The following is a 23,050-nucleotide window of genomic DNA, read 5'->3' as shown; positions in this document are numbered from 1 at the left end:
CGCCCAAACGCTGGTAGAAAGTTTGGTCATGCCGAAGAATGCCAGGGCCCGACGAGTCCGCCGCCGTCTCATCGCCGGAGTGGCGTTGACCACCGTCGTCAGCGCCGGTTCGGCGACCGCCGCCGTCGCGGACACCGGAACGCCCACCGCCTCCCCGACCAGCCCGCCCACTCCGACCGCCGCCCCGGCCTCCGCTCCGGCCTCCTCCCCGACGTCCGACCCGACCTCCAGCCCGAGCCCGGGCCCGACCTCCCCGGTCACCGCGCCGTGGACCGACCCGATCGCGCCGATCACCCCGATCACGCCGGTGTCGCCGATCGCCCCGATCACCCCGGTCGCGCCGATCTCGCCGGTCACGCCGGTGACCCCGGCGCCGCCGACCGGCGGCAAGCCCGCGCCCGCGCCGGGCCCGGTGCCCGCGCCGCCGTCGCACCCCAAGGCCGGGGCCGGGAAGTTCGACAACGCGCTGATCGCCACCACCGCGCTGACCTACGTCGGCCGCTGGGGCGGGCAGGCCTGCCTGGACGCGCACCAGGACGCCACCGGGCAGTGCCGCGAGTTCGTGAACTGCGTCGTGTACCTGGCCACCGGCGGCAAGATCTGGCCGGTCGACGGCGGCGGCAACTACCAGGCCAGCTTCGCCAACGCCGGCGCGGTGCCGGTGGCCGCCGGCGACGCCACCGTGGGCGACATCATCCAGATCGGCGACTACGACAGCTCCTCGCCGCTGCACACCGCGATCGTGCTGGTCAACAAGGGCAACGGCGCCTTCACGGTGGTCGACTCCAACTGGGTCGGCCAGCCCGCCACGCCGGAGCTGGTCGGCGTGCACGACTGGACCCCGCCGGCGGCCGCGAAGTTCTGGCGGCTGGGCGCGGTGACCGAGGGCAGCGCCGCGCGGGTGGCCGCCGGGCTCAAGAACGCCTCCACGGGCCCCGCCAAGGCTCCCACGGGCGGCACCGGATCCTCGTTGTCCGCCGCGGCCGCCGCGGCGCTCCTGACGGCTCCCGCGGCCCCGGCCCTGAGCACCGACACGGTCAACGGTCTGGCCTCCGGCGTGGTCGGGGTGCACGCCGCCGACACCGACCCGCTGCGCGGCTCGGCCCGGGTCCGGCTCTGGATCGACGGCAAGCCGGCCGAGTCGGCGAACTCCGCCGCCGGCCTGGCGAGCTGGCAGCTGGACACCTCGCTGCTCACCGACGGCGCGCACCAGCTCGCCGCGCAGGGCATCAGCGCCGCCGGCGCCATCTCGGCGCTGTCCGCGCCGATCACCGTGACCGTCACCAACCACCAGCTCACGCTGGCCGTGGCGGCCCCGGCCGCGCCGCTGCTGACCGGCACCGTGCAGATCCCCGTGGGCGCCGCCCCGGCCGCCGACCTGGACAAGCTGACGCTGGTCGTGGACGGCACGCCGGCGCCGGCCCAGCCCGCGGTCGCCAACGGCGCGATCAACCTGGACACCACGACGCTGACCGCCGGCCTGCACGCGGTGAGCATCGCGGTGACGAACAAGGAGGGCCAGAGCGCGACCTGGGGCCCGGTCACGGTCACCGTCACCGGCGCCGCCACCGGGGCCCGCACGGTGCTGCCCTCGCTCACCCCCGGGCACAACGACCTGGTCGCCGTCACCACCGGCGGCCAGCTCGTGCGCTACCCGTGGCGCGCGGACGCCACCTTCGGCACGCCGCAGCAGCTGTCGGCCGGCTTCGACGGCGCCAAGGCGCTGGCGGCCGGCCACTTCGTCGGCGACGGCACCGCGGTGCAGCTGCTCGCCGTGCTCCGCGACGGCAGCGCGCACGTCTACGCGGTCGACGCCGGCGGCGGCCTGGTGGATCAGGGCACGATCACCGGTCCGGACTGGGCCTCCTACACCCGGCTGGTCGCCGGGCGGTTCACCAAGGACGGCGGCTCCTGGCTGGTCGGCATCGACAAGGACGGCCACGCGCAGCTGATCACGGTGGACGCGGCCGGCAAGACCGCCAAGACCGGGGGCCTGTCGGTGGATCCGCAGCTCGGGGCGGCGCCGACGATCCTCACCGAGGCCGTCGCCGACGGCACGGACCAGCTGCTGACGGTCGACGCGACCGGGGCCACCGCGACCTTCGCCTTCGACGCCGAGCGCGGGTTCGTGAAGGTCGTGGAGCCGGACGGCGCGCTCAAGCTCCAGCTGCCGGCCCCGGCCGCGGCCCCGGTGCTCGGCACGTTCGTCGGCACCGGACCGGAAGTGCTGGTCACCAGCCCGGACGGGCAGACCGCGGTGTTCTCGGCGACCCAGCTGGACCGGCCTTCGCAGGGTGCTGTCTTCAACGAGCACGACGCCGCCCCGGCGCCGGTCCCGGCGGCCCGGCCCGCCACGGGGCAGCGGCGGCTGAGTGTGGTCACGAACTGAGCGGCCCACGGCAATCGGCCAACGGCTAACGGCTAACGGCTAACGGCTAACGGAGAAAACGGCTTTCGGCTGAACACAAGACGCGACAGCCGCCCGGGAACTGGAAGGTCCCCCGGGCGGCTGTCGCGTTTCGCGGTCCATCAGCTCCGGGACTCGGGCGCCACACCGGCGGCCGGCAGGTTCTCCGGCCCGGCAGCGGTCGGCGGCGGCTCCGGGGACGCGCGCTCACCGGCGTCCCGCCACCGCGTGGTGAGCACCAGATTGGCCAGTCCCAGCACGCCGACGAGCGTGGTGAGCGCGGTCGAGAAGGACATGGTTTCCTCCATCAGAACGCTGATCAGCGCGGATGCTAGCAAAGGGATCCGGCCTCGGTAAGAGGGGGCGAACCCGCGTCGCCATCGGCCGCGACGCCGAACCCGAGGTCCGAACCCGAGGTCCGGATCCGCAGTCCGCAGTCCGCATCCGCAGTCCGCACCCGACTTCCGCACCCGAGGTCCGATCCGATGTCCGATCCGATGTCCGGATCCGACAGAACACCGTCATTGCGGCCATCCCGCCCCCGGGCGAGGATGGAGCCATGTCCACCACGTCGGCCCTCTCCGCCTCCTCCACCGGCACCCGCCGCGTGGTGATCGCGGTCTTCCCCGGCGTCGACCTGCTCGACGTCACCGGCCCCGCGGAGGTCTTCGCGCTGGCCAACCGGGAGACCGCGGGCACGGCCGGCTACGCCGTGCAGCTGGCCGGCGGCGCGCCGGGCGCGGTGACCACGTCGGCCGGGATACGGCTGCTCACCGACCTCGCGTTCGACGCGGTGGACGGGGTGCTCGACACGCTGCTGGTGCCCGGGGCGGTGGATCTCACGGCGCAGGGCCCGGTCGCCCTGGTCGACCCGGACGTCGTGGCCTGGGTGGAGCGGGTGGCGCCGCTGGCCCGGCGGGTGGCGTCGGTCTGCGTGGGCGCGCACGTGCTGGCCGCCGCCGGGCTGCTCGACGGCCGGACCGCCACCACCCACTGGTCGACCGCGGCGCAGCTGGCGGCCGAGCATCCGAACATCACCGTGGATCCGGACCCGATCTTCGTGCGCTCGGGCAACGTGTGGACCGGGGCCGGGATCAGCGCCTGCATGGACCTGGCCCTGGCGCTCGTCACCGAGGACCTCGGCGAGGAAGTCGCGCTGGCGGTGGCACGACAGCTGGTGATCTACCTGAAGCGGCAGGGCGGCCAGAGCCAGTTCTCGGTCCCGCTCAGCGCGCCGCCCGCGACCCGCCGCGACATCGACGAGCTGCGCATGTACATCGCCGACCACCTGGACGCCGACCTGTCGGCGGCGGCGCTGGCGGCCCGGATGTGCCTGAGCGAACGGCACTTCGCCCGGATCTTCCGCCGGGAGACCGGCACCACGCCGGCCGCTTACGTGGAAGCCGCACGCGTGGAGGCCGCCCGGCGCCTGCTGGAGAGCACCGACCAGCCGCTGGAGCAGGTCGCGGTGGGCAGCGGCCTGGGCTCGGTGGAAACCCTGCACCGGGCGCTGCGCAAGCAGATCGGGACGACACCCGCCGCGTACCGACGGCGGTTCCGCGTCCACGCCTGATCCGAAACCGGCGGTCCATCCGGCCGTCCGATCGTCCGATCGTCCGTTCCGACAACCCCCAACCCATTTTAGGAGACACTGTGTCTACTTCCGCGACACTTCGTACCGTTATCGGCCTCGACGGCACCCCGCCCCGGCTCGCCGACGCCACGCTCGTGCTGATCGACTACCAGAACACGTACCGCTCCGGCGTGATGGCGCTGGAGGGCGCCGAGGAGGCGCTGGCGGCCGGGGCGCGGCTGCTGGCGGCGGCCCGGACGGCCGGAGCCCGGATCGTCCACGTCATCAACGACGGCGGCGAGGGCACGCCCTACGACATCCGCGCCGAGATCGGCGCCATCAGCCCGGAGGTCGCCCCGATCGACGGCGAGCCGGTGGTGGTGAAGCAGTTCCCGAACTCGTTCCACCACACCGAGCTGGAGAAGACCCTCCGCGACCTCGGCGCCGGCGAGGAGCTCGTGCTCGCCGGGTTCATGACGCACATGTGCGTCACGTTCACGGCCCAGGGCGCCTTCAACCTCGGCTACCGGCCGACGGTCGTCGCCGAGGCCACCGCCACCCGCTCGCTGACCGCCCCGGACGGCACCGCGGTGCCCGCCGCCACGCTGCACACGGCCGCGCTGACGACGATCGGGGACCTGTTCGGGGTCGTGGTGCCGACCGTGGACGCGCTGACCGGCAGCTGAGGGGCCGCTGACCAACCGCTGAACCCATGTACCGGGCGCCCGACGAACGGCCGCCGGACGCCCGGTACGCAACGAACCTACCGGCTGTGCTCAGTACCGGTAGTGATCCGCCTTGTAAGGACCTTCAATCGGTACCCCGAGATAATCCGCCTGCTCCTCCGACAACTCGGTCAGGTGGACGTCGAGCGCGTCGAGATGGAGGCGCGCGACCTTCTCGTCGAGGTGCTTCGGAAGCCGGTGGACATCCTCGGTGTACCGGTCCTGATGCGTGTACAGCTCGATCTGGGCCAGCACCTGGTTGGCGAACGACGCCGACATCACGAAGCTCGGATGCCCGGTGGCGTTGCCCAGGTTGAACAGCCGGCCCTCGGAGAGCACCAGCACCGAGTGGCCGTCGGGGAACGCCCACTCGTGCACCTGCGGCTTGATCTCGGTCTTCACCACGCCGGCCACGTCCGCCAGACCGGCCATGTCGATCTCGGTGTCGAAGTGGCCGACGTTGCCGACGATCGCGTTGTGCTTCATCCGCACCAGGTGCTCGGCCCGCACGGCGCCGGTGCCGCCGGTGGCGGTGATGAACACGTCCGCGGTCGCGACCACCTCCTCCAGCCGGACAACCGGGAAGCCGGACATCGCCGCCTGGAGCGCGTTGATCGGGTCCACCTCGGTCACCGCCACCCGGGCGCCCTGGCCGCGCAGCGCCTCGGCGGCGCCCTTCCCGACGTCGCCGTAGCCGCACACCACGGCCAGCTTGCCGCCGAGCATGACGTCCGTGGCGCGGTTGAGGCCGTCCAGCAGCGAGTGCCGGATGCCGTACTTGTTGTCGAACTTGGACTTGGTGACCGAGTCGTTGACGTTGATCGCCGGGAACAGCAGGCGGCCCTCGCGGGCCAGCCGGTAGAGCCGCGCGACGCCGGCGGTCGTCTCCTCGGACACCCCGCGGATCCCGGCCGCGATCCGGGTGAACCGGCGGTCGTCCTCGGCCAGGCTCTCGGCCAGCGTCCGCAGCATCAGGCGGCGCTCCTCGTGGTCGCCGGCCTCCGGCTCGGGCACCCGACCCGCGGTCTCGTACTCGGCCCCGAGGTGCACCAGCAGGGTGGCGTCGCCGCCGTCGTCGACGAGCAGGTCAGGACCCTGACCGTCGCCGAAGTCGAACAGGCGGCGGGTGCACCACCAGTATTCGGCCGGCGTCTCGCCCTTCCAGGCGAACACCGAGGAGCCGGTGGGCTTGGCCGGCGTGCCGTCCGGCCCGACGACCACGGCCGCGGCGGCCTCGTCCTGGGTCGAGAAGATGTTGCAGGACACCCATCGGACCTCCGCGCCGAGCGCGGCGAGGGTCTCGATGAGGACCGCGGTCTGCACGGTCATGTGCAGCGAGCCGGCCACCCGGGCGCCGCGCAGCGGCTGGGCCGCGGCGTACTCGGCGCGCAGGGCCATCAGGCCCGGCATCTCGTGCTCGGCCAGGCGGATCTGCCGGCGGCCGTACTCGGCCAGCTCCAGATCGGCGACCGCGAACTGCAAGCCGTCGGTCTCGTGGAACCAGCGGGGATCGGGGGTGTGCAGAGTCTGCACGCTGTGATTCATGCTTGCTTTCCCGTCTTCGCATGAGGTGATGGAACCCGGGAAGCACCAAGGGCGCCTCCGCGAGGGAGGCGCCCTTGGGAAAGACATCGAGACCGAGCGTGGCGGATCGCGAGGATCCGTTGCAGCGCCTCTCGGCATCGGCGGCGTCGCGCTGGACGCACCGAAAACGGTAGCACCGCCGGGCGGGACAGGTGCCGACCGTCCGATGTTGCCGGGCCCCGCGGCCCGGTCCCGACGACCAGTGGGTCACGAAACGTTGCAGTCCGTCTGGATCACGGTCCCCCTTCTGGACAACGCTGCGACTACGAATCCGGAAATCAGTGCTCGAACGCATAAATGCTCGATCATCGGCGCGGCACCGGGCTACGCTCTTGCAATCAGGCGCAAATGCGCTGCGACGGGGAGGGGGCACCGGTGATCCGCATCCGCATGTCCAGCGACGACGTGGCCCGGGTCCGCATCGCCTCCACGCCCGACTTCGGCCTGGAGCTGATGAGCGGCGGGGCCCTGGCCGCCGACGGGGACCGGGCCGCGGTCCCGCGCCTGACCCGCTGGCGCGACGACGTCGCGCGCCGTCAGGCCACTGATTCGCTGAGCGCCGTCACCGGCCTGTACACGGTCCGCAGCCTGCCCGGCCTGCTGAGCCGCCCGGACGGACCGCTGATCACCGACGTGGTCGACTACCTGGAGCACATAGCGCCGCAGAACGGTCTGACCCGCTTCAACCGCGCGCTGGCCGACGGCGACGACGCCGCGCACGAGCGCCTGCAGGCGGCCGTGACCGATTTCCGCACCACCGCCATCGAGCCCTACCGCCGCCGCATCTCGGCCGCCGTCGCCCGCACCGCCGCCCGGGCCGGCGCGCGGGCCGCCGCCACCGGCATCGGGTCCGCGCTGTCGGCCGTCCATCCGAAGATCCACTGGGCCGGCTCGACCCTCACCCTGGACACCGTCTCCGACCACGACTGCGAACTGGCCGGCCGGACCCTGGTCCTGCGTCCGCTGACCCTGGCCACCGGCGTGCTGCTGATCGACGACGCCGACCCGGACCTGGTCACCATCGGCTACCCGACGCCCTACGCGCTCAACTCCCCCGACCTGGTCCTGCGCGGCCCCAGCATCGCCCTGACCGCGCTGCTTGGAAGCTCACGCGCCGCGACGCTGACCACCATCGCCTGGTCGCCCGCCATCACCACCGGCGACCTGGCCGACTCCCTGGGCCTGTCGCCCGCCACCGCCTCGCGGCACGCGACGGTGCTGCGGGGCGCGGGGCTGATCGACACCATGCGGGACGGACAGGCGGTGCGGCATCAGGTGACGCGGCTGGGACGGGACCTGATCGCCGACGCGGATCGGGCGTAGACGATCGGCGCCTGGGAGGGGCGGTGCGAAACGGCTGATTGATCAGCCGCACCTGGCCGCGTCGACCGGCCGCGTCGACCGGCCGCGCCGGCCGGCGGCCCGGCTTGGAGCGGTTCGGTCTGGAGCCGAGCGGGCCGGAGCAGTTCGGCGCAGTCCGGCCTGGTCCGGAGCAGTTCGGTCTGGAGCGGTCCGGCCCGGAGCAGGCCGGAGCAGTCCGCAGCGGTCTGGTCTGGAGCGGTCCGGTCCGGAGCAGTCACTGGCTTCCCAGCGGCGGCAGGCGTCTGACCGACATCCCGAACACGGCCAGCCGCACCAGCAGCGTATTCGAGTACTGATCGTCGTCCGGATCGGCTCCCTTGCCCAGCGCCGTGGTCCGCAGCCAGGCGTCGCCCGGCCAGCCGCCCGCCGTCACCAGCACGTCGTAGCGCTTGCCCGGACGCAGCAGCAGCGTGTCGGCGGTCGTGACGGTCTTCACCGGCGCGCCGTCCTCGCCCACCACGGTGAAGCTGGAGTTGTCCAGCCGCAGCTGGTAGGAGACACCCATGGTGGCGTTGACCAGCCGCCACAGCTGCGTCTCGTTCGGCCGCATCGCCAGCACCGGTCGCAGTTCGCCGTTGACCAGGCAGTCCTCCGGCGCCGGCGCCCCGCTGGTGGCGGCCGCCGGGTCCTGCAACACGAACGTGTGCGCCGCGATCCCGCGGTACGCCGGGGGCAGCAGGGTCCGGTCATCGCCCACAATCAGCGCTCCGGAGAGTCCGGCGTAGACCTTGTTGTCGCCCTCCGCGCCGCTCTGGTCCTGGCCCGAGGCCGCCGGACAGGGCGTGGTCAGCACATGCGTGTGGTACCAGTACGTGCCCAGCGGATGATCATCCGGAATCGCCATCTGGTACGTCATCGTCGTGCCCGCCGCGACGCACATCGGCGTGCTGTCGGACGGGGCCGAAGCCAGCCGCAGCCCGTGGAAGCGCACCTTCGTGGCCACCGCGAGGTTGTTCACCAAGCGCACGGTCACCTGCGCCCCCGGCAGCACCCGCAGGGTCGGCACCGTATAAGAACCGTCATACGCCTGGCCCCAAGCCCACTTCCCGGGCCCGAGCTCGTAGCGCATGTCAGCGGTGTCCAGGGTGATGGTCAACGCCCGGTCGATCCCGTCCTCCACCTCGGCGTCGGGCGGATCGCGGAACACCTGCCCCGACACCAGCCCCACCCCGGAATCCACCGCGACCGACCCGCCCGGGGCCACGGCCGAGGAGGCCAGGGCGACAGCGCCGCAAGCCGCCGACACGATCGCCAACACGGTGACCACCAACACGGCCCGCGCACCGAACTGACCCACGAGCAGCTCACCGCGGCCACGGCTTCGGCGCGCACGAGGGCGCAGCGGAGTAGCAGCAGTCACGGAGCTTTCCTTTCCTGCGAAACAGGGACGGGAGGTGGCAGAGCCGTGTGACGCTGTTCCGTTGGGAAGGGCTCAACCGCTGTGGCGATCTAACCATCCGAGGTCGAATCTAGGACGACACCGTCAGGCGCGCCAGTGGCGCCGGGGCTCGGAGGCTCGCCGCTGGGGGCGGGAGGGGTGACGCAAGGTGCTGCGAGGGTCCGCGCTGGGGTCGGCGCGGGGACGGGTGTGGTGGCGTGGGGTGGCGGGTGGGGTGGTGCCGCACTGTCGCACCACCGCGGGGCCGGTCCGGATGAGGACCGACCCCGGGGTGGTGCAAGACGTCAGGACATCAAATACGTCGTCAACACGCTCACCCCGAACGCCAGACTGTCGACCAGCACGTGCTCGTCGACCCCGTGCACGTACTCCCAGGCATCGAACCCGACCGGCGTGCGCCCCGGCACGAACCCGAAGCCCGGAATGCCCAGCTTCGCAAAGGCCTTGGCGTCCGTGCCACCCGTCATGCAGTACGGCAGCACCAACGCCGCCGGATCGTGAGCCTTGATCGCCGCCGCCATGGCGACGAAGTCCGGAGCGGTGAAATCCGCGCTCACCGGAAAGCTCTGATCCCCGCTTCGTGTCGCGTCCGGTCCGAGCAGCTCGTCGACCGTCGCGAAGAACTCGGCTTCGGTACCGGGCAACAACCGGCCGTCCAAAGCGACGTTCGCTTCGCTCGGAATCACATTGTGCTTATACCCGGCCCGCAGCATTGTCGGATTGACCGAGCAGCGAAGCGTGTCAGCCAGCAACGGCGCGGCGTCTCCGAGGCCGCTCAAGTCCTCGGGGCTGATCTCCCGGCCCAAGTGCTCGGACAGCCCGTCGAGCAGCGCCTTCACGATCGGCACGACACGCACCGGCCACTGGTACTCCGCAAAGCGTGTAATCATCGCGGCGGCCTTGGCAATGGCATTGTCGTCATTGCGCCGTGAGCCGTGACCGGCCGTCCCACGGACGGTGACCGTCATCCACGCGCTGCCGCGCTCCCCCGCCGCGATCGGATAAAGGCGACTGCCGTCGGTCAGGTGCACCGAATGCCCGCCGGACTCGCTGATCCCGGCCGTCACGCCCTCGAACAAATCAGGATGCTCACGCACCAGGAATCCGGCGCCGAAGTCCCCGGTGTCCTCCTCGTCGGCTGTGAACGCCAGCACCAGATCGCGCGGCGGACGCTGACCGGTCCGGGCCAGATGCTTCACGAACGCGAGCATCATCGAGTCCATGTCCTTCATGTCCAGCGCGCCACGGCCCCAGACCGCGCCGTCGCGGACCTCTCCCGAGAACGGGTAGGACTTCCAGTCGGCCGGCTCGGCGGGGACGACGTCCAGATGCCCGTGCACCAGCAGCGCCGGCGCGGTCGGATCGGTGCCGGGGATCCGGACGACGGTGTTGGCCCGGGTCGGCGCCGACTCCAGGACCAGCGGATCGAACCCCGCGTCGGAGATCTGCTCGGCCACCCACTCGGCGCACTGCCGCTCGCCGCGGCTCTCGCCGGCCCCGAAGTTGCTGGTGTCGAACTGGATCAACCGGGAACACGCGGCGACGGCGTCCGCGGCCAGCTTCTCCGCGTCCGCCGCGCTCGGCCGCAAGGAACGCGCCGCGGCGACGCCAGGCGCGGCCTCAGCCCCGGCCCCGGCCCCGGCAGCAGCCGCAGCCGCAGCCGCACCGGTCGGCACAGCACGAGCACCATCAGCATTCTTAGCAAAATCACTCATATCAGGCTCCGAAGACGCTGGCGTAGAGGTCAAGCTCAGCTTGCAGGCAGACCGCCATCGTTTCGTCCTTCCGGAACCCGTGTCCCTCCCCCGGGAACTCCAGATGCCCCCGGCACAGCCCGGGCCGCACCGCCTCGACCGCCTCCACCATCCGCCGGGCCTGGTCCGGCCTACAGATCACGTCGTCCAGCCCCTGCAACATGAGGAACGGCGCGGTGATCTTCTCGGCGTGGGCGAGCGGCGACACCCGGGCGAACCGTTCGGCGTCCTTCACCGGGTCGCCGACCAGGTAGTGGATGTACCGGCTCTCGAAGTCGTGCGTCTGCTCGTCGTACCACGTCGCCGGGTCGCTGATCGGGTAGTACACCGTCCCGCACGCGAAGTAGTCGCTGTGCGCGAGCGCCGCCAACGTCGCCCAGCCGCCGGCCGAGCCACCGCGGATCGCGGTGCGCGCCGGATCTGCCAGCCCCGCCGCCGCCAGGGCGCGCGCCACCGCCACGGAGTCGTCCACCTCGGTCACGCCCCAGGTGTGCCGGAGCCGGTCGCGGTAGGCGCGTCCGTAGCCGGTGGAACCGCCGTAGTCGACCGACGCGACGGCGTAGCCGCGCGAGGTGAACAGCGCGAATCCCAGGGAGCGCGATGTGACCGTGCTGCTCGTGGGGCCGCCGTGGACGTCGATCAGCAGCGGCGGCAGTTCGCCAGCAGGCCCCTGATACTCGGGGTTGGTCGGCGGGTAGTAGATATAAGGGACCTGCCATCCACCCTCGACCTCCGCGTGCCGGCGCTGGGGCACCGAGACCCAGGCCTCGTGCTCGTACTCCGGCCGTTCGACGCACCGGACGGCGGCGCGGTGCCCGAGGTCGATCCGCAGCGGGGTGGACGATTCCGTCGGGCTGCTGGCCACCACGGCGACGGTGCGGCCGTCGGCGGAGCCGGCGACGGAGGTCGCGAACTCGTTCCATTCCAGCGCGAGGTCGCTGACCGTCCCGGTCTCCGGGTCCCACAGGATCAGCGCTTCCTCGCCGAGGCTGCGCCGCAGCACGACCCCCTGTTCGGTGACGGCGAACGACGTCGATCCGACCCGCCAGATCGCGTGTCCGCACTCGGTCTCCGTCGGCAGGACGCAGGTCGCGGTCGGCTTGTCGGCGGCGAGGTCGACGCGGAAAAGGTTCCACCAGCCGTCGGGGTCGGCCAGGGCGTAGAGGTTGTGGTCGTCGGCCCACTCTGCCTGGCAGACGGCAACGTCGTCGCCGCCGAGGACGCGCCCCGCGGCGGTGGCGACGCCGTCGACGATCGTGGCGACCATCAGGTCGGTGGTCTCCCACGGCATCACCGGGTGGTCCCATCCGAGCCAGGACAGGCGGGTGCCGTCCGGGCTCAGCCGGATCGTGGACAGGAACTGGTGCGACCGGGCGACGACGCGCAGCGCGCCGGGGTCCTGGGCCGCGGCGCCGCTCAGCGGGACCGCAACGATGTCCCGCGTCGTGCGGGGCGCCGGGTCGGTCAGGGCGCCGGCCGCGTCCAGGCGGGTGGCCTCCCGGATCACCCAGACCTCGGTGCCGGTGGGGTCGAGGATCGGGTCGGAGTAGTTGGTGACGGTGCCTTCGGCGTCCGCCGGGGTGAGCGCCTTCGGCTCGCCGCCGGGCAGGTCCGCGGCGCTCAGCGGGCCGTCGCCGCCGCCGATCGCGTAGAGCCGCTGGTCCCGCGAGCAGGAGAACACCACGACGTCCGGTGTGGCCAGATACGGCCGCCCGCCGTAGCCGATGGCCTTGTTCCCGACCGGCCACTCCGGACCCAGCACCGGACGTGTCTGGCCGTCGGCGCCCCGCCGCGTCAGTCCGACGGTCGCCGTCGCCGGGTCGGGCGCGCACCACCACGTCTCCGGGCCCACCACCGTCGGCCACTGCGGCGCCCCGGGCACGGCCGCGGCGGCCTCCGGCGTGATGGGCGACGGCCAGGCGCCGTACGAGTGTTCGACCTTTGTCACGGGGTCTCCTCGGCTGGGTCGGGTCGGTCGGATCGGGCGGATCGGGCGGGTCGGGCGGGTCGGGCGGGTCCGGGGCGGCACGACGGCTTGAGCCGTCATCGTGGCCGCTGCCCGTCGATCGGCAACCCCCGCCGCATGATGTCGAGTGTCAGCGGCGAGGTTTTCGAGGCTTCGCTCCGGTCGCCCTCAAGCGCTTGGAGGCTAGGTCGTCGGAAGGTGCGTCGACGTGCGTCGACCGGGAGTCCGACCGAGACCGAGCGAGGAACCCGCCATGCCCGATCATCATGCCCGCAGAGTGCGCCGAGACCGTGCCGTCCACGCCGCGGTGAGCCAGGGACTTCTTGATCCGGACGAGACTCCGGTGGCGGCGTTCGTCGACGTCACCGGGATCGCCGAGACCGCGCGGGAGCTGCGGGCCGCGTGGCCCGCGGAGCTCGACGTGCTGCATTCCTTCGCCGCCAAGGCGAACCCGCTGGTGCCGGTCCTGGCGCTGCTCCTGGAGCACGGCCTGGGCTGCGAGGTGAGCAGCCCCGGGGAGCTGGCGCAGGCCCGGGCCGCCGGCTTCCCGGCCGGGCGCACGGTGCTGGACTCGCCGGCGAAGTCGCGGCGGGAGCTGGTGGACGCGCTGACCAGCGGCATCGCGCTGAACATCGACAACTTCGAGGAGCTGGAGCGGGTCGACCGGCTGATCGCCGACGGGCTGCCGGCGCGGCGGCTCGGGGTGCGGATCAACCCGCAGGTCGGGATCGGGTCGATCGAGGCGATGTCGACGGCCGGCCGGACCACGAAGTTCGGGATCGCGCTGGCCGACCCGGGGAACCGCGACCGGCTGCTGCGGGCCTACGCCGCGCGGCCGTGGCTGCGGTGGGTCCATGTGCACGTCGGCTCACAGGGCATCCCGCTGGAGCTGAACGCGGACGGCGTCGCCGAGGCGGTGGCCTTCGCGCAGCAGGTGAACGCGCTGCGGCCGGGGCAGGTCGAGGGCGTCGACATCGGCGGCGGGCTGCCGGTGGACTTCACCGGCGACGAGGACACGCCGACGTTCGCCGATCATGTGGCGGTGCTGCGCCGCGCGGCTCCGGAGCTGTTCTCCGGGGCGTTCCGCGTGGTGACCGAGTACGGGCGTTCGATCTTGGCGAAGAACGGTTTCATCGCCTCCCGCGTGGAGTACACCAAGTACACCGGCGGCCGAGCGATCGCGCTGACGCATGCCGGGGCGCAAGTGGCTGCCCGGACGGTGTTCGCCCCGGACGCGTGGCCGCTGCGGGTGCTGGCGTACGACCGGCACGGACTGCCGAGCGGCGCGGAGTTGGAGGTGCAGGACGTGGCCGGGCCGTGCTGCTTCGCCGGGGACCTGCTGGCGCGGGAGCGGAAGCTGCCGAAGCTGGGGACGGAGGACGTGGTGGTGGTGCCGGACACCGGGGCGTACTACTTCTCCTCGCCGTTCCAGTACAACAGCCTGCCGATGCCGCCGGTGTTCGGGTTCGAGATCGCCGATGGCTCCGACGGCGCCGACGGCTCCGACACCGAGGTGGTGTCGTTCCGCGTGTTCCGCCGGGCCGAGACCCTCGACGAGTTGGTCGCTCGGAGCGGGACGCTGTGACGGGCTTCTCGCTCCTGTTGCGCGGCGGCCTGGTCGCCGACGGGACCGGGGCACCGCTGGCCGCGCGCGATGTGGCGGTGGTCGGACGCCGGATCGCCCTGGTCGACCGGGACGCGGCGGTCACGGCGGACGAGGTGGTCGACGTCTCGGGGCTGGTGGTCGCGCCGGGATTCATTGACGCACACACGCATTCAGACACGACCGCGCTGGCCGCTGCGGCCGGGGAGCTGGAGGCTGAGCAGGCGTTCGCGGCGGTGCGGCAGGGAGTGACCGTCGAGATCGCCGGGAACTGCGGGAGCAGCGCTTTCCCGGGCGACTTCTCCGGGCTCGCGGCGCTGGGACGAGCACATGCTGCCGTCGGGCGGGCCAACCATCTTGTGTCCTTGGTAGGCCATGGTTCGCTGCGCGCCGCGGTGGTGGGGCATTATGCCCGCGCCGCCACCGAGGTAGAGCTCGCCCAGATGGCCGCGGCTCTCGACGAAGCGCTCGCGGCCGGAGCTGTGGGATTGTCCACGGGTCTGATCTATACGCCTGGCGCATATGCGAGCACTGCGGAGGTCACTGCATTAGCGCGCGTCGCCGCACAGCATGGGAAGCCATATGTGACGCATCTGCGCGATGAGATGTCAGGTGTGGAAGGTGCTTTGACAGAGGCGGTCGCTATTGCCCGTGACAGCGGTGCGGCACTACACGTGTCGCACCATAAGACCGCCGGTAAGTACGCCTGGGGACGTACCGAGACGACCCTGGTGACGTTTGAGGAACTGCGCGCCTCCGGGATGGACATCACCTGCGACGTCTATCCCTATACGGCTGGCAGCACAGGGCTCGCCGCGATGCTGCCGCCGTGGGCGCATGACGGTGGGCCAGCACGCCTTCTGGAGCGTCTGAGGGACCCCGCGCAAAGAGAGCTGATGCGGACGGCGATCCTGGACGGTGTGCCAGGCTGGGAAAACACTGTGGGAAACGGCGGCTGGGACCGGATCTCAGTGGCGTCCGCGCGCCGGCATCCACAGCACCAGGGCCGGACCGTCGCCGAGATCGCGGCCGGGTTCGGGACGGACCCGCTCGATCTGGTCGCGGAACTGCTGGTGGCCGAGGACGGCGACGTGTCGATCATCAGCCACTCCATGCGGGAGGACGACGTGCGGCGGGTGTTGTCCGCGCCGTATTCGATGATCGGATCGGACGGTGTTCCGAAGCCTGGTCTGCCGCATCCGCGCTGGGCGGGAACGTTCAGCCGGGTGCTGGGGCATTATGCGCGCGAGGCGGGGTTGTTCGGGCTGCCGGAAGCGGTGCGGAAGATGACGGGGGCCACGGCGGCGCGGTTCGGGCTGACCGGCCGCGGCGTGCTGCGCGACGGAGCATATGCCGATGTCGTGGTCTTCGATCCGGAGCGGGTGGCGGACCGGGCAACGTTCGCCGATCCGCTGGCCGGGCCGGAGGGCGTGCGGCTGGTGGTCGTCGGCGGAACAGTGGTGGTGCGTGACGAGGAGGTGCTCGCAGCGCGGCCGGGGCGCGTGCTGAGCCAGTAGGACCCGCGCCAGTGGTTCAGTGATCGACTCAGTAGTGTGACGCCCGCAGGTTCGCCGCCGTCGAGGCCAGATACGCCAGGAACGACGGCAGCACCGGGTTCGGGTTCGCGGGCCGCGACGCGACCCCGATCTTGCGATACAGGCGCGGGCCGGAGATCCGCGTCGTCTCCACCCCGCTGGTGTCGTTGATTCCGAGGCTCGGTATCAGGGCTATGCCGAGGCCGGCGCGGACCAGCCCGATGATGACCTCGTAGTGGTCGCTACGGCAGCGGACGTTCGGCACGAATCCTTCGAGCGCGCAGGCGCGTTCCAGGACCGACAGCACCGGCGACCCGGTCCCGTACGACGTGATCCACTGCTCCCCAGCCAGCTCGTCGAGCCGGACCTGCCCGCGCCGCCCGGCCGGGTGCCCGGTCGGCACGACGAGCAGCTGCGGGTCGTGGAACAGCTCGCGGACCTCCACGCCCTCCGGGGGCGTCCACGGGTCCAGCGCGTGCTCGAAGACCACCAGGACGTCGATCTCGCCCTGCTGGACGGCCGGCGCCAGCTCGTGGGGCTGGCCCTCGACCAGTTCCAGCTGGACCGACGGGTAACGGTGCGCGAACCGCGACAGGGCCTGCGGGACCAGCCGGTGGCCGGCGGAGGCGAAGAACCCGATGCACAGGTGGCCGGAGTCGGCGCGGGAGTGGGCCAGCAGGTCCTTCTCGGCGGCGTCCAGCAACGCCAGGATCTCCTGACCGCGCAACGACAGGCGGCGTCCGGCGGCGGTGAGCCGCAGGCTCTGGGCGCCGCGCTCGACGAGGCCCACGCCGGCTTCCTTCTCCAGCTGGGACAGCTGGTGCGACACCGCCGAGGGCGACAGCTTCAGCTCGCGCGCCGCACCCGCGATGCTGCCCGTCCGATGGATCTCGGCCAGGATGCGGAGGCGGTGCGTGTTGAGCATGCGGGCAGGTTACCCCTTACGGCCACGTTCTCAAGTGGGACGTGGACTCGACCGGGCGATTTGTTACCCGGTGACGGCGTGGCGTCTGGCCACCGCACGCTATGGCGTTTTCTCATGGTTCCGTTCCCCCCACCGAAGGGCCTTTTTCGATATGCGCACCATCCCACGGCCGTCCCTTTCCGGCCGGTTCGTCCGGCTGGCCGGGCTCGCGATCGCCGCGGCGCTGGCGGCCGCGGCCGTGCCGCTGCTGGGCGGCGGTCCGGCGGCGGCGGACCGCCGCGACCCGAGCGCGGAGTGCGAGCTGCCGAACGTGTCGGGCTGGACCGACGAGGGGCACACCACCGACTACGCACAGTTCCAGCGCCCGCAGGGCGTGACGACGGCGGCGATATTGTTCGTGGACTTCCCGGACGCGCCGGCCAAGGAGCCGACCGACGGCTACTACGACTTCCTGGCGCCGGCCCAGGACCTGATGACGCAGTTCTCGGCCGGGGCCGTGCAGCTGAAGATCACGCCGGTGCCGCACTGGCTGCGGATGCCGCAGCGGTCGGCGTCCTACCGGTTCGAGCGCGGGATCAGCTGGCCGCAGCAGGCGCTGTACGTGCGGCAGGCCGGGGAGCTGGCGGCGCGGTACGCCGACCTGTCGCAGTACGACATGGTGTACATCGTCCCGACGAAGAACGCCTACGCGATCACTTTCTCCCCGGCCTACCTCTACGATCCGGCGAAGCCGAACCTGGTGGTGCACGGCAAGGAGGTGAAGTGGGGCGTCACCTTCGGCCAGGACATGTACCACTGGGGCCCGAAGGTGGCGCTGCACGAGACCGGGCACACCTTCGGGCTGCCGGACCTGTACTCGTTCTCCGACCCCAGCGTGCACAACTACGTGGGCGGCTTCGACCTGATGGGGAACATCATCGGCGACGCGCCGCACCACTTCGGGTGGGAGGACTGGAAGGTGGGGTGGCTGGCCGACCGGCAGGTGGCGTGCCTGAACGCGCCGGGCCGGTTCTCGGTGCGGCTCAGCGAGGTGGAGTCCCTCGGCGGGACGAAGATCGCGGTGGTGCGCACCGGCCCGACGTCGGCGATCGTCGCGGAGTCGCGCAAGCCGTACGGCGTGGACAAGGCGATCTGCAAGAGCGGCGTGGTGGTCTACAAAGTGGACTCCGCGACCGCCACCGGTGACGGCCCGATCCGGGTCCAGAACTCCTCCCCCGGCACGCCCACCACCAGGGCCTGCGACCAGCCGGTGGACTGGGGCGCCTACAAGCCGGGGCAGGCGTTCCACGACCCGGCGACCGGCGTGACGATCGCGGTGAACGCGTCGTCACAGACCGGTGATGTGGTGACCGTCACCAAATCTTGATCGCCAGGTGCGGTCATGACGCGGACGTAAGGGGAGCCGGAGGTCTACAGTCCTTATGGTCAAGGACTTCAGCCACCAGGAGGAGCGCCGTGTTCGCCATATCGCTGACCGCCGACGCCGAACTGCGTCCGCTGGAGCCCTGGCAGGTGGGCGAGTTCTTCGCGCACATCGAGCGGGCGCGGGAGCTGGTGGACCCGTGGATCCGGTTCGCGGCGGCGGCCCCGGACCTGGTGTCCGCGCACACGATGTTGCAGCGGTACGCGGACAAGCAGGCGGTGGACTCCGGGCGGCTGTTCGGCATCTGGGACCGGCGGACGCTGGTCGGCGGGTGCATGTTCCCGGCCTTCGACGCGGAGAGCGGGGTCTGCGAGATCGGGGTGTGGACCGAGCCGGCCGGGCAGGGGCGCGGCCTGGTGAGCGCGGCGGTGCGGCACTTGCTGGACTATGCGCTGATCGCGCGGGGTCTGACCCGGGCGGAGTGGCACTGCAGCCCGGCGAACGAGCGGAGCTGGGCGGTCGCCAAGCGGATGGGGATGACCGTCGAGGGGGTGCTGCGGTCGGCGTACGTGGTGAACGGCGAGCGCCAGGATGTGCAGGTGTGGTCCGTTCTGCGGGACGAGTGGATCGACCTGCGCAAGGGCGAAGCGGTCTGACGCAGGGTTCTGTGTCACAGGGCGGGGGCGCGTTGGACGGCGATGCCGGTTATCGGCAGTGTCCGGTCGCCGGCGCGCGAGGTCAGTAGTCGGATTCCGAGGTCGGTGAGCAGGATCTCGGCTTCGTGTTCCTCGTGCGGCAGGTCGGCTTCGCGCAGGGCCGTGACGCAGTCGCGGTAGCCGGCGCCGACTCTGATGGTGCTGGGGAGGTTCGCGATGGTGGCGTCGGCGGTCATGACGCAGATGCGGCGGGCGGCCTCGGCGGCGTCGTAGGTGACGGCGATGTTGGCGTCGTAGTGGAAGTCGACGGTGTCGCGGCCGGGGAGGGCGGAGGCCAGTCCTTCGCCGAGCAGGGCCCTGATTCGGGGGCGCGGCAGGCCGAGGCGGACGGGTCCGGCGCCGCGGGGATCCACTTCGACGGGCGTCGGGTATCCGGTTGAAGAGGTCTGCGATTCGTCGGTGAGCGTTCCGAAATAGGCCGGTTCCGGGGCCGGGCCGTGGGCGAAGGCCGCCACCGTTCTGAACGGCCGGTCGCCGGCGCGATCGCCTTGTACGGACAGGGCCACGCCCCAGGACGGCACTTCCCATTGCCCTTGGATCGCGCGTACTTCGAGCCCGACGCCGGCGAGTGCTGTGAGCACGGCGCGGGAGCTCGCGTCGAGCAGGGCGACGCCGTCGATCTCGGCGCGGGCCGGCGCGGACAGTTCGATCCGGTCGACGGTGCCGGCGTCGCCGTAGCCGATGACCAGGCCGAGGCCGGGGTAGTGGTCGGAGAGCTGGTCCTGCCAGGCGGGGGCGCGGTAGGACGCGGCCGGTGCGCCCAGGCGTTGGCGAACGTCGGCGCGTCCGGCGCCGAAGGAAACGCCGGCCGCGCCCCGGAAGGGGTGGATCGCGACCGGCGGTGTCGTGCTGGTCCGGTGCCGCGGGGCGGCGTCCCCGGTTCCGGGGGCGGTGTCCTCGGTCGCCATCGGCGTCCGTGCCCGTCCCCGGAGAGGAGCGGGCTACGGGCGGACGTACCCGGCGATCGGCATCAGGTCGACCGAGGCGTACTCGATCGGGCTGCTGGGGTTCGCGGCGTGGATGATCGTGTTGTTCCCGACGTAGATGCCGACGTGGTGCATGTCGCTGTAGTACAGGACGAGGTCGCCGGGCTGGAGCTGGGAGCGGCTGACCTTCGGGAAGTCGGCGTACTGGGCGCGGGAGCCGTGCTCCATCTTCACGCCGGCCTTGGCCCAGGCGGCCATGGTCAGGCCGGAGCAGTCGTAGGCGTTCGGGCCCGAGGCGCCCCAGACGTAGGGCTTGCCGAGCTGGGCCTTGGCGAACGCGACCGCTATCGCGGCGCGGGCGTCGGTCGGCACCGGGAGGTTCTTGACCGTGGCGGCCGGCACCGAGGTGGTGGCCACCATGCGGTTGTACTGCAGGCGCTGGGCGGCGGTGAGCCGGCCGAGCAGGTCCTTGGCCGCCTTCTCCTTGGCGTCGATGTCAGCCTTCTGCTGCGCCATCAGGTTCCGGGTCTTGGCCAGTTCGGCCAGGCCGTCGGAGGCGGTGGTCTTGTCCTGGTTCAGCTGCCGCTGCAACTCCGCGGCGTTGCGCATGGTCGCCATCTTGTCGTCGGTGATCCGCGACAGCATGGTGGCCTGCTGCAGGTAGCTGTCAGGGGACTGCATCAGCATCAGCTGGAGCGTGGTGTCCACGCCGCCGCCCTCGTACTGCGCGGCGGCCAGGCCGCCGAGGGAGCTGCGGGCCCCGTTGAGCGAGTTCTGCTCGGCCGTGATCCGGGCCTGGAGCTGATCGACCTTGTGCTGCAGGTCGTTGAGGCGGGCGCTGGCGTCGTTGTACGCCTCGCTGGCCTGCTCGGCCTGCTCGTGGAGCTTGTCCACCTGCGCCTTGACATCGTTGACGTTCTCGTTCGGATCGGCGTTGGCCGTCGGCAGCAGCGCCACCGAACCGGCAGCCGCCGTCGCCAGCGTCACCGTCACCGCCGTCCGGGACACCGGAACGTACTTCTTGGGCGCGCGATGGGCCGCTTCCTTGGGCGACGTCACCATTTTTATTGCCTCCGCTTCACCGAAACGTCCGGACCACCATAGCCCTTACGGGGGAGGGGGAAAAGAAAGTCCGCGAAAGTGGGACGGCGGCGCAGGTGGGGGCCGGGTTCCCGGCCCGCGGTCGCCAGTGGTTGATCATGAGTGCGCACCGGGGCCGTCCGGATTGCCGTCATTGGCGCCGATATCGGCGCGCGGCACTTGTCGGTGGCCGGTGCTAGTCACTTCGCGGGTACGGGTATGCCTGTTGAAAGCCGTGTGACAGGTCCCGATCAGGTCTGGGAAACTTGATCCGTTTTCTCGTCCGCCCGCAAGATCTCGCGGAGTGCGTCCATGGCTTTGCCATCCGCCCACCCACTCGACCACCACTATCGGGGAGAGCATCCGATCCGGACGCTCGCCTATCTCTTCCGCGAGGACCGGGGCCGGCTGGCCGTGGGCGTCCTCGCGTATTTCGTCAAGCACAGCCCCACGTTCCTGCTGCCGCTGGTCACCGCCGACGTCATCGACATCGTGGTGAAGCACCGCCCGATATCCGGCCTTTGGCTGGATTCGGGCCTGTTGATGGCGCTGCTGATGCTCAACCTGCCGGGGCACCTGCTCTACGTCCGCTGCTTCAGCCACTCGATCCGGCGGATGGGGGTGCGGCTGCGCTCGGCCCTGGTCTGGCGGTTGCAGCACCTGACCATCGGCTACCACGCGCGGGTCAGCGCCGGGGTGCTGCAGGCCAAGGTGATCCGGGACGTGGAGGCCATCGAGCAGGCCGCGCAGCAGACCGCGGACAGCGGTCTGGCCGCGGTGGTGACGCTGGTCGGGGCGACCACGATCATCGCGGTGCGCGATCCGGTGTGGCTGCCGGTGTTCGCCGTCATGGTGCCGATGACGGTGCTGCTGGCGATGGCGCTGCGCAAGCCGATGAAGCAGGACAACGAGACGTTCCGCACCGAGGTGGAGCAGCTGTCCACGCGGGTGGTGGAGATGACCCACCTCATTCCCATCACCCGGGCCCACGGCCTGGAGCGCGACGCCTTCCGTCGGGTCGACGGCACGCTGCGCCGGGTGCTGGCCGCCGGACTGCGGCTGGACCTGATCAACGGCACCTTCGGGGCGATGGCCTGGATCGCGCTGAACTGCATGGGCGTGGCGTGCCTGACCGGCGCGGCGTACGCGGCGTACACCGGCACCCTGGGCACCTCGCCCGGCGACGTGGTGATGCTCAGCGCGTTCTTCACGACGCTGATCGGCGCCGTCGGGGCCCTGATGAACCTGACGCCGGTCATCACCAAGGGCCTGGCCTCGGTGCGGTCGGTCGGCGAGGTGCTGCAGGCACCGGACATCGAGGAGAACGAGGGCCGGGAGACCGTCGAGCGGGTGCGCGGCGAGTTCACCTTCGACGGCGTGACCTTCGCCTACCCGGACGCCGACCGCGCCTCGGTGGCCGACGTCGACCTGACGGTGCGGCCCGGGGAGACGGTGGCGTTCGTCGGCGCCTCGGGAGCCGGCAAGTCGACGATCCTGAACCTGGTGATCGGCTTCATCCGCCCGACCGGCGGCCGCATCCTGCTCGACGGCCGCGACATGGCCGGGCTGGACCTGCGCACCTACCGCAAGCACCTGTCGATCGTGCCGCAGGAGACGACCCTGTTCGACGGCACGATCCGCGACAACGTGCTGTACGGCCTCACCGACGTCGGCGACGACGAACTGCGCGCGGCCCTGCGCGACGCGAACGCGCTGGAGTTCGTCGAACGGCTGCCCGACGGCCTCGACACCCGCGTCGGCGAGAAGGGCGCCCGCCTGTCCGGCGGCCAGAAGCAACGGCTGGCGATCGCCCGGGCGCTGGTCCGCGATCCGCGGGTGCTGATCCTGGACGAGGCCACCTCGGCACTCGACACGCAGTCCGAGCGGCTGATCCAGGAGGCGCTTGGCCGGCTGGTGGCGGGGCGCACCACGTTCGTGGTGGCGCACCGGCTGTCGACGGTGCGGAACGCGGACCGGATCGTCGTGATGGACGGCGGGCGGGTCGTGGAGAGCGGGACGCATGACGAGCTGGTGGCTCGGGGCGGGGTTTATGCGTCGTTGCATGGGGTGCGGGCTTCGTAGGTGGCTATGGGGTCGGCCCTATATGGGGGCGGGACCGGGGAGGCGCTTTG

The 23,050-nt window shown here is 71.5% G+C and carries 17 protein-coding genes and 1 riboswitch; of the genes, 9 read left to right on the top strand and 8 right to left on the bottom strand.

Annotated features, from left to right (window positions below; all coding sequences use genetic code 11):
* The first annotated feature begins 28 nt into the window (after positions 1 to 28).
* Positions 29 to 2,389 carry a hypothetical protein gene (locus tag ABD481_RS36360; RefSeq protein ID WP_344670398.1) on the top strand — a complete coding sequence of 787 codons (2,361 nt, stop codon included), beginning with the start codon at positions 29 to 31 and terminating at the stop codon, positions 2,387 to 2,389.
* Positions 2,390 to 2,529: 140 nt separating this feature from the next.
* Here the strand turns inward: ABD481_RS36360 and ABD481_RS36355 are convergent, their stop codons facing one another.
* Positions 2,530 to 2,703, bottom strand: a complete 174-nt coding sequence (locus ABD481_RS36355) for a hypothetical protein (RefSeq protein ID WP_344670397.1) — start codon at positions 2,701 to 2,703, stop codon at positions 2,530 to 2,532.
* 263 nt (positions 2,704 to 2,966) lie between these two features.
* On the opposite strand from ABD481_RS36355, the gene ABD481_RS36350 reads away from it, so the two are divergent.
* Positions 2,967 to 3,980 (top strand): GlxA family transcriptional regulator, encoded by a 1,014-nt coding sequence (locus ABD481_RS36350; protein ID WP_344670396.1) that lies wholly within the window; start codon positions 2,967 to 2,969, stop codon positions 3,978 to 3,980.
* 80 nt (positions 3,981 to 4,060) lie between these two features.
* Positions 4,061 to 4,666: an isochorismatase family protein gene (locus ABD481_RS36345; RefSeq protein ID WP_344670395.1), complete on the top strand. Its 606-nt coding sequence runs from the start codon at positions 4,061 to 4,063 to the stop codon at positions 4,664 to 4,666.
* Between the two features lie 90 nt (positions 4,667 to 4,756).
* Here the strand turns inward: ABD481_RS36345 and ahcY are convergent, their stop codons facing one another.
* Entirely contained in the window at positions 4,757 to 6,250 is a 1,494-nt protein-coding gene (ahcY, locus tag ABD481_RS36340; protein ID WP_344670394.1) for an adenosylhomocysteinase, read from the bottom strand.
* A gap of 59 nt (positions 6,251 to 6,309) precedes the next feature.
* Positions 6,310 to 6,389, bottom strand: a riboswitch (S-adenosyl-L-homocysteine riboswitch).
* A gap of 275 nt (positions 6,390 to 6,664) precedes the next feature.
* Between ahcY and ABD481_RS36335 the strand changes: the two genes are divergently transcribed.
* Positions 6,665 to 7,612: an ArsR/SmtB family transcription factor gene (locus ABD481_RS36335; protein ID WP_344670393.1), complete on the top strand. Its 948-nt coding sequence runs from the start codon at positions 6,665 to 6,667 to the stop codon at positions 7,610 to 7,612.
* A 253-nt stretch (positions 7,613 to 7,865) separates the two neighbouring features.
* Here ABD481_RS36335 and ABD481_RS36330 read toward each other — a convergent pair whose 3' ends face one another.
* The 3 genes from ABD481_RS36330 to ABD481_RS36320 form a co-directional block, all read right to left on the bottom strand.
* Entirely contained in the window at positions 7,866 to 8,948 is a 1,083-nt protein-coding gene (locus tag ABD481_RS36330) for a multicopper oxidase family protein (RefSeq protein ID WP_344670392.1), read from the bottom strand.
* A 386-nt stretch (positions 8,949 to 9,334) separates the two neighbouring features.
* Complete coding sequence (locus ABD481_RS36325) at positions 9,335 to 10,765, bottom strand: M20/M25/M40 family metallo-hydrolase (protein WP_344670391.1); 1,431 nt, start codon at positions 10,763 to 10,765, stop codon at positions 9,335 to 9,337.
* A 1-nt stretch (position 10,766) separates the two neighbouring features.
* The gene (locus tag ABD481_RS36320) at positions 10,767 to 12,752 is read right to left on the bottom strand and encodes a prolyl oligopeptidase family serine peptidase (protein WP_344670390.1); all 1,986 of its coding nucleotides are present in this window, start codon (positions 12,750 to 12,752) and stop codon (positions 10,767 to 10,769) included.
* Positions 12,753 to 13,023: 271 nt separating this feature from the next.
* On the opposite strand from ABD481_RS36320, the gene ABD481_RS36315 reads away from it, so the two are divergent.
* Positions 13,024 to 14,355: a type III PLP-dependent enzyme domain-containing protein gene (locus tag ABD481_RS36315; protein WP_344670389.1), complete on the top strand. Its 1,332-nt coding sequence runs from the start codon at positions 13,024 to 13,026 to the stop codon at positions 14,353 to 14,355.
* Positions 14,352 to 15,890, top strand: a complete 1,539-nt coding sequence (locus tag ABD481_RS36310; RefSeq protein ID WP_344670388.1) for an N-acyl-D-amino-acid deacylase family protein — start codon at positions 14,352 to 14,354, stop codon at positions 15,888 to 15,890. The genes ABD481_RS36315 and ABD481_RS36310 overlap by 4 nt, the downstream gene beginning before the upstream one ends.
* Before the next feature lie 28 nt (positions 15,891 to 15,918).
* Here ABD481_RS36310 and ABD481_RS36305 read toward each other — a convergent pair whose 3' ends face one another.
* Positions 15,919 to 16,833, bottom strand: coding sequence for a LysR family transcriptional regulator (locus ABD481_RS36305; protein ID WP_344670387.1), 915 nt, complete (start codon positions 16,831 to 16,833; stop codon positions 15,919 to 15,921).
* A gap of 151 nt (positions 16,834 to 16,984) precedes the next feature.
* Between ABD481_RS36305 and ABD481_RS36300 the strand changes: the two genes are divergently transcribed.
* Positions 16,985 to 18,199, top strand: a complete 1,215-nt coding sequence (locus ABD481_RS36300) for a metallopeptidase domain-containing protein (RefSeq protein ID WP_344670386.1) — start codon at positions 16,985 to 16,987, stop codon at positions 18,197 to 18,199.
* 89 nt (positions 18,200 to 18,288) lie between these two features.
* Positions 18,289 to 18,852: a GNAT family N-acetyltransferase gene (locus ABD481_RS36295; protein WP_344670385.1), complete on the top strand. Its 564-nt coding sequence runs from the start codon at positions 18,289 to 18,291 to the stop codon at positions 18,850 to 18,852.
* Between the two features lie 14 nt (positions 18,853 to 18,866).
* Here the strand turns inward: ABD481_RS36295 and ABD481_RS36290 are convergent, their stop codons facing one another.
* Both ABD481_RS36290 and ABD481_RS36285 read right to left on the bottom strand, forming a co-directional pair.
* Entirely contained in the window at positions 18,867 to 19,820 is a 954-nt protein-coding gene (locus ABD481_RS36290) for a hypothetical protein (protein ID WP_344670384.1), read from the bottom strand.
* Positions 19,821 to 19,853: 33 nt separating this feature from the next.
* Positions 19,854 to 20,900: a C40 family peptidase gene (locus ABD481_RS36285; RefSeq protein ID WP_344670383.1), complete on the bottom strand. Its 1,047-nt coding sequence runs from the start codon at positions 20,898 to 20,900 to the stop codon at positions 19,854 to 19,856.
* A 330-nt stretch (positions 20,901 to 21,230) separates the two neighbouring features.
* Between ABD481_RS36285 and ABD481_RS36280 the strand changes: the two genes are divergently transcribed.
* On the top strand, positions 21,231 to 23,000 hold the full coding sequence (locus tag ABD481_RS36280) for an ABC transporter ATP-binding protein (protein WP_344670382.1): 1,770 nt from the start codon (positions 21,231 to 21,233) through the stop codon (positions 22,998 to 23,000).
* Positions 23,001 to 23,050: the final 50 nt, after the last annotated feature.

The organism is Catenulispora yoronensis (assembly GCF_039531695.1).
GTDB lineage: Bacteria > Actinomycetota > Actinomycetes > Streptomycetales > Catenulisporaceae > Catenulispora > Catenulispora yoronensis.
Note: the sequence above shows the minus strand (reverse complement) of the source record. Positions and strands in the feature narration are given on the sequence as shown.

What these genes read in the sequence shown, in the direction of transcription:
- ABD481_RS36290 (WP_344670384.1), bottom strand. Translation starts at nt 19,820, where the DNA reads ATGGCGACCGAGGACACCGCCCCCGGAACCGGGGACGCCGCCCCGCGG.
- ABD481_RS36280 (WP_344670382.1), top strand. Translation starts at nt 21,231, where the DNA reads ATGGCTTTGCCATCCGCCCACCCACTCGACCACCACTATCGGGGAGAG.
- ABD481_RS36350 (WP_344670396.1), top strand. Translation starts at nt 2,967, where the DNA reads ATGTCCACCACGTCGGCCCTCTCCGCCTCCTCCACCGGCACCCGCCGC.
- ABD481_RS36300 (WP_344670386.1), top strand. Translation starts at nt 16,985, where the DNA reads ATGCGCACCATCCCACGGCCGTCCCTTTCCGGCCGGTTCGTCCGGCTG.
- ABD481_RS36305 (WP_344670387.1), bottom strand. Translation starts at nt 16,833, where the DNA reads ATGCTCAACACGCACCGCCTCCGCATCCTGGCCGAGATCCATCGGACG.
- ABD481_RS36360 (WP_344670398.1), top strand. Translation starts at nt 29, where the DNA reads ATGCCGAAGAATGCCAGGGCCCGACGAGTCCGCCGCCGTCTCATCGCC.
- ABD481_RS36325 (WP_344670391.1), bottom strand. Translation starts at nt 10,765, where the DNA reads ATGAGTGATTTTGCTAAGAATGCTGATGGTGCTCGTGCTGTGCCGACC.
- ABD481_RS36315 (WP_344670389.1), top strand. Translation starts at nt 13,024, where the DNA reads ATGCCCGATCATCATGCCCGCAGAGTGCGCCGAGACCGTGCCGTCCAC.
- ABD481_RS36355 (WP_344670397.1), bottom strand. Translation starts at nt 2,703, where the DNA reads ATGTCCTTCTCGACCGCGCTCACCACGCTCGTCGGCGTGCTGGGACTG.
- ahcY (WP_344670394.1), bottom strand. Translation starts at nt 6,250, where the DNA reads ATGAATCACAGCGTGCAGACTCTGCACACCCCCGATCCCCGCTGGTTC.
- ABD481_RS36285 (WP_344670383.1), bottom strand. Translation starts at nt 20,900, where the DNA reads ATGGTGACGTCGCCCAAGGAAGCGGCCCATCGCGCGCCCAAGAAGTAC.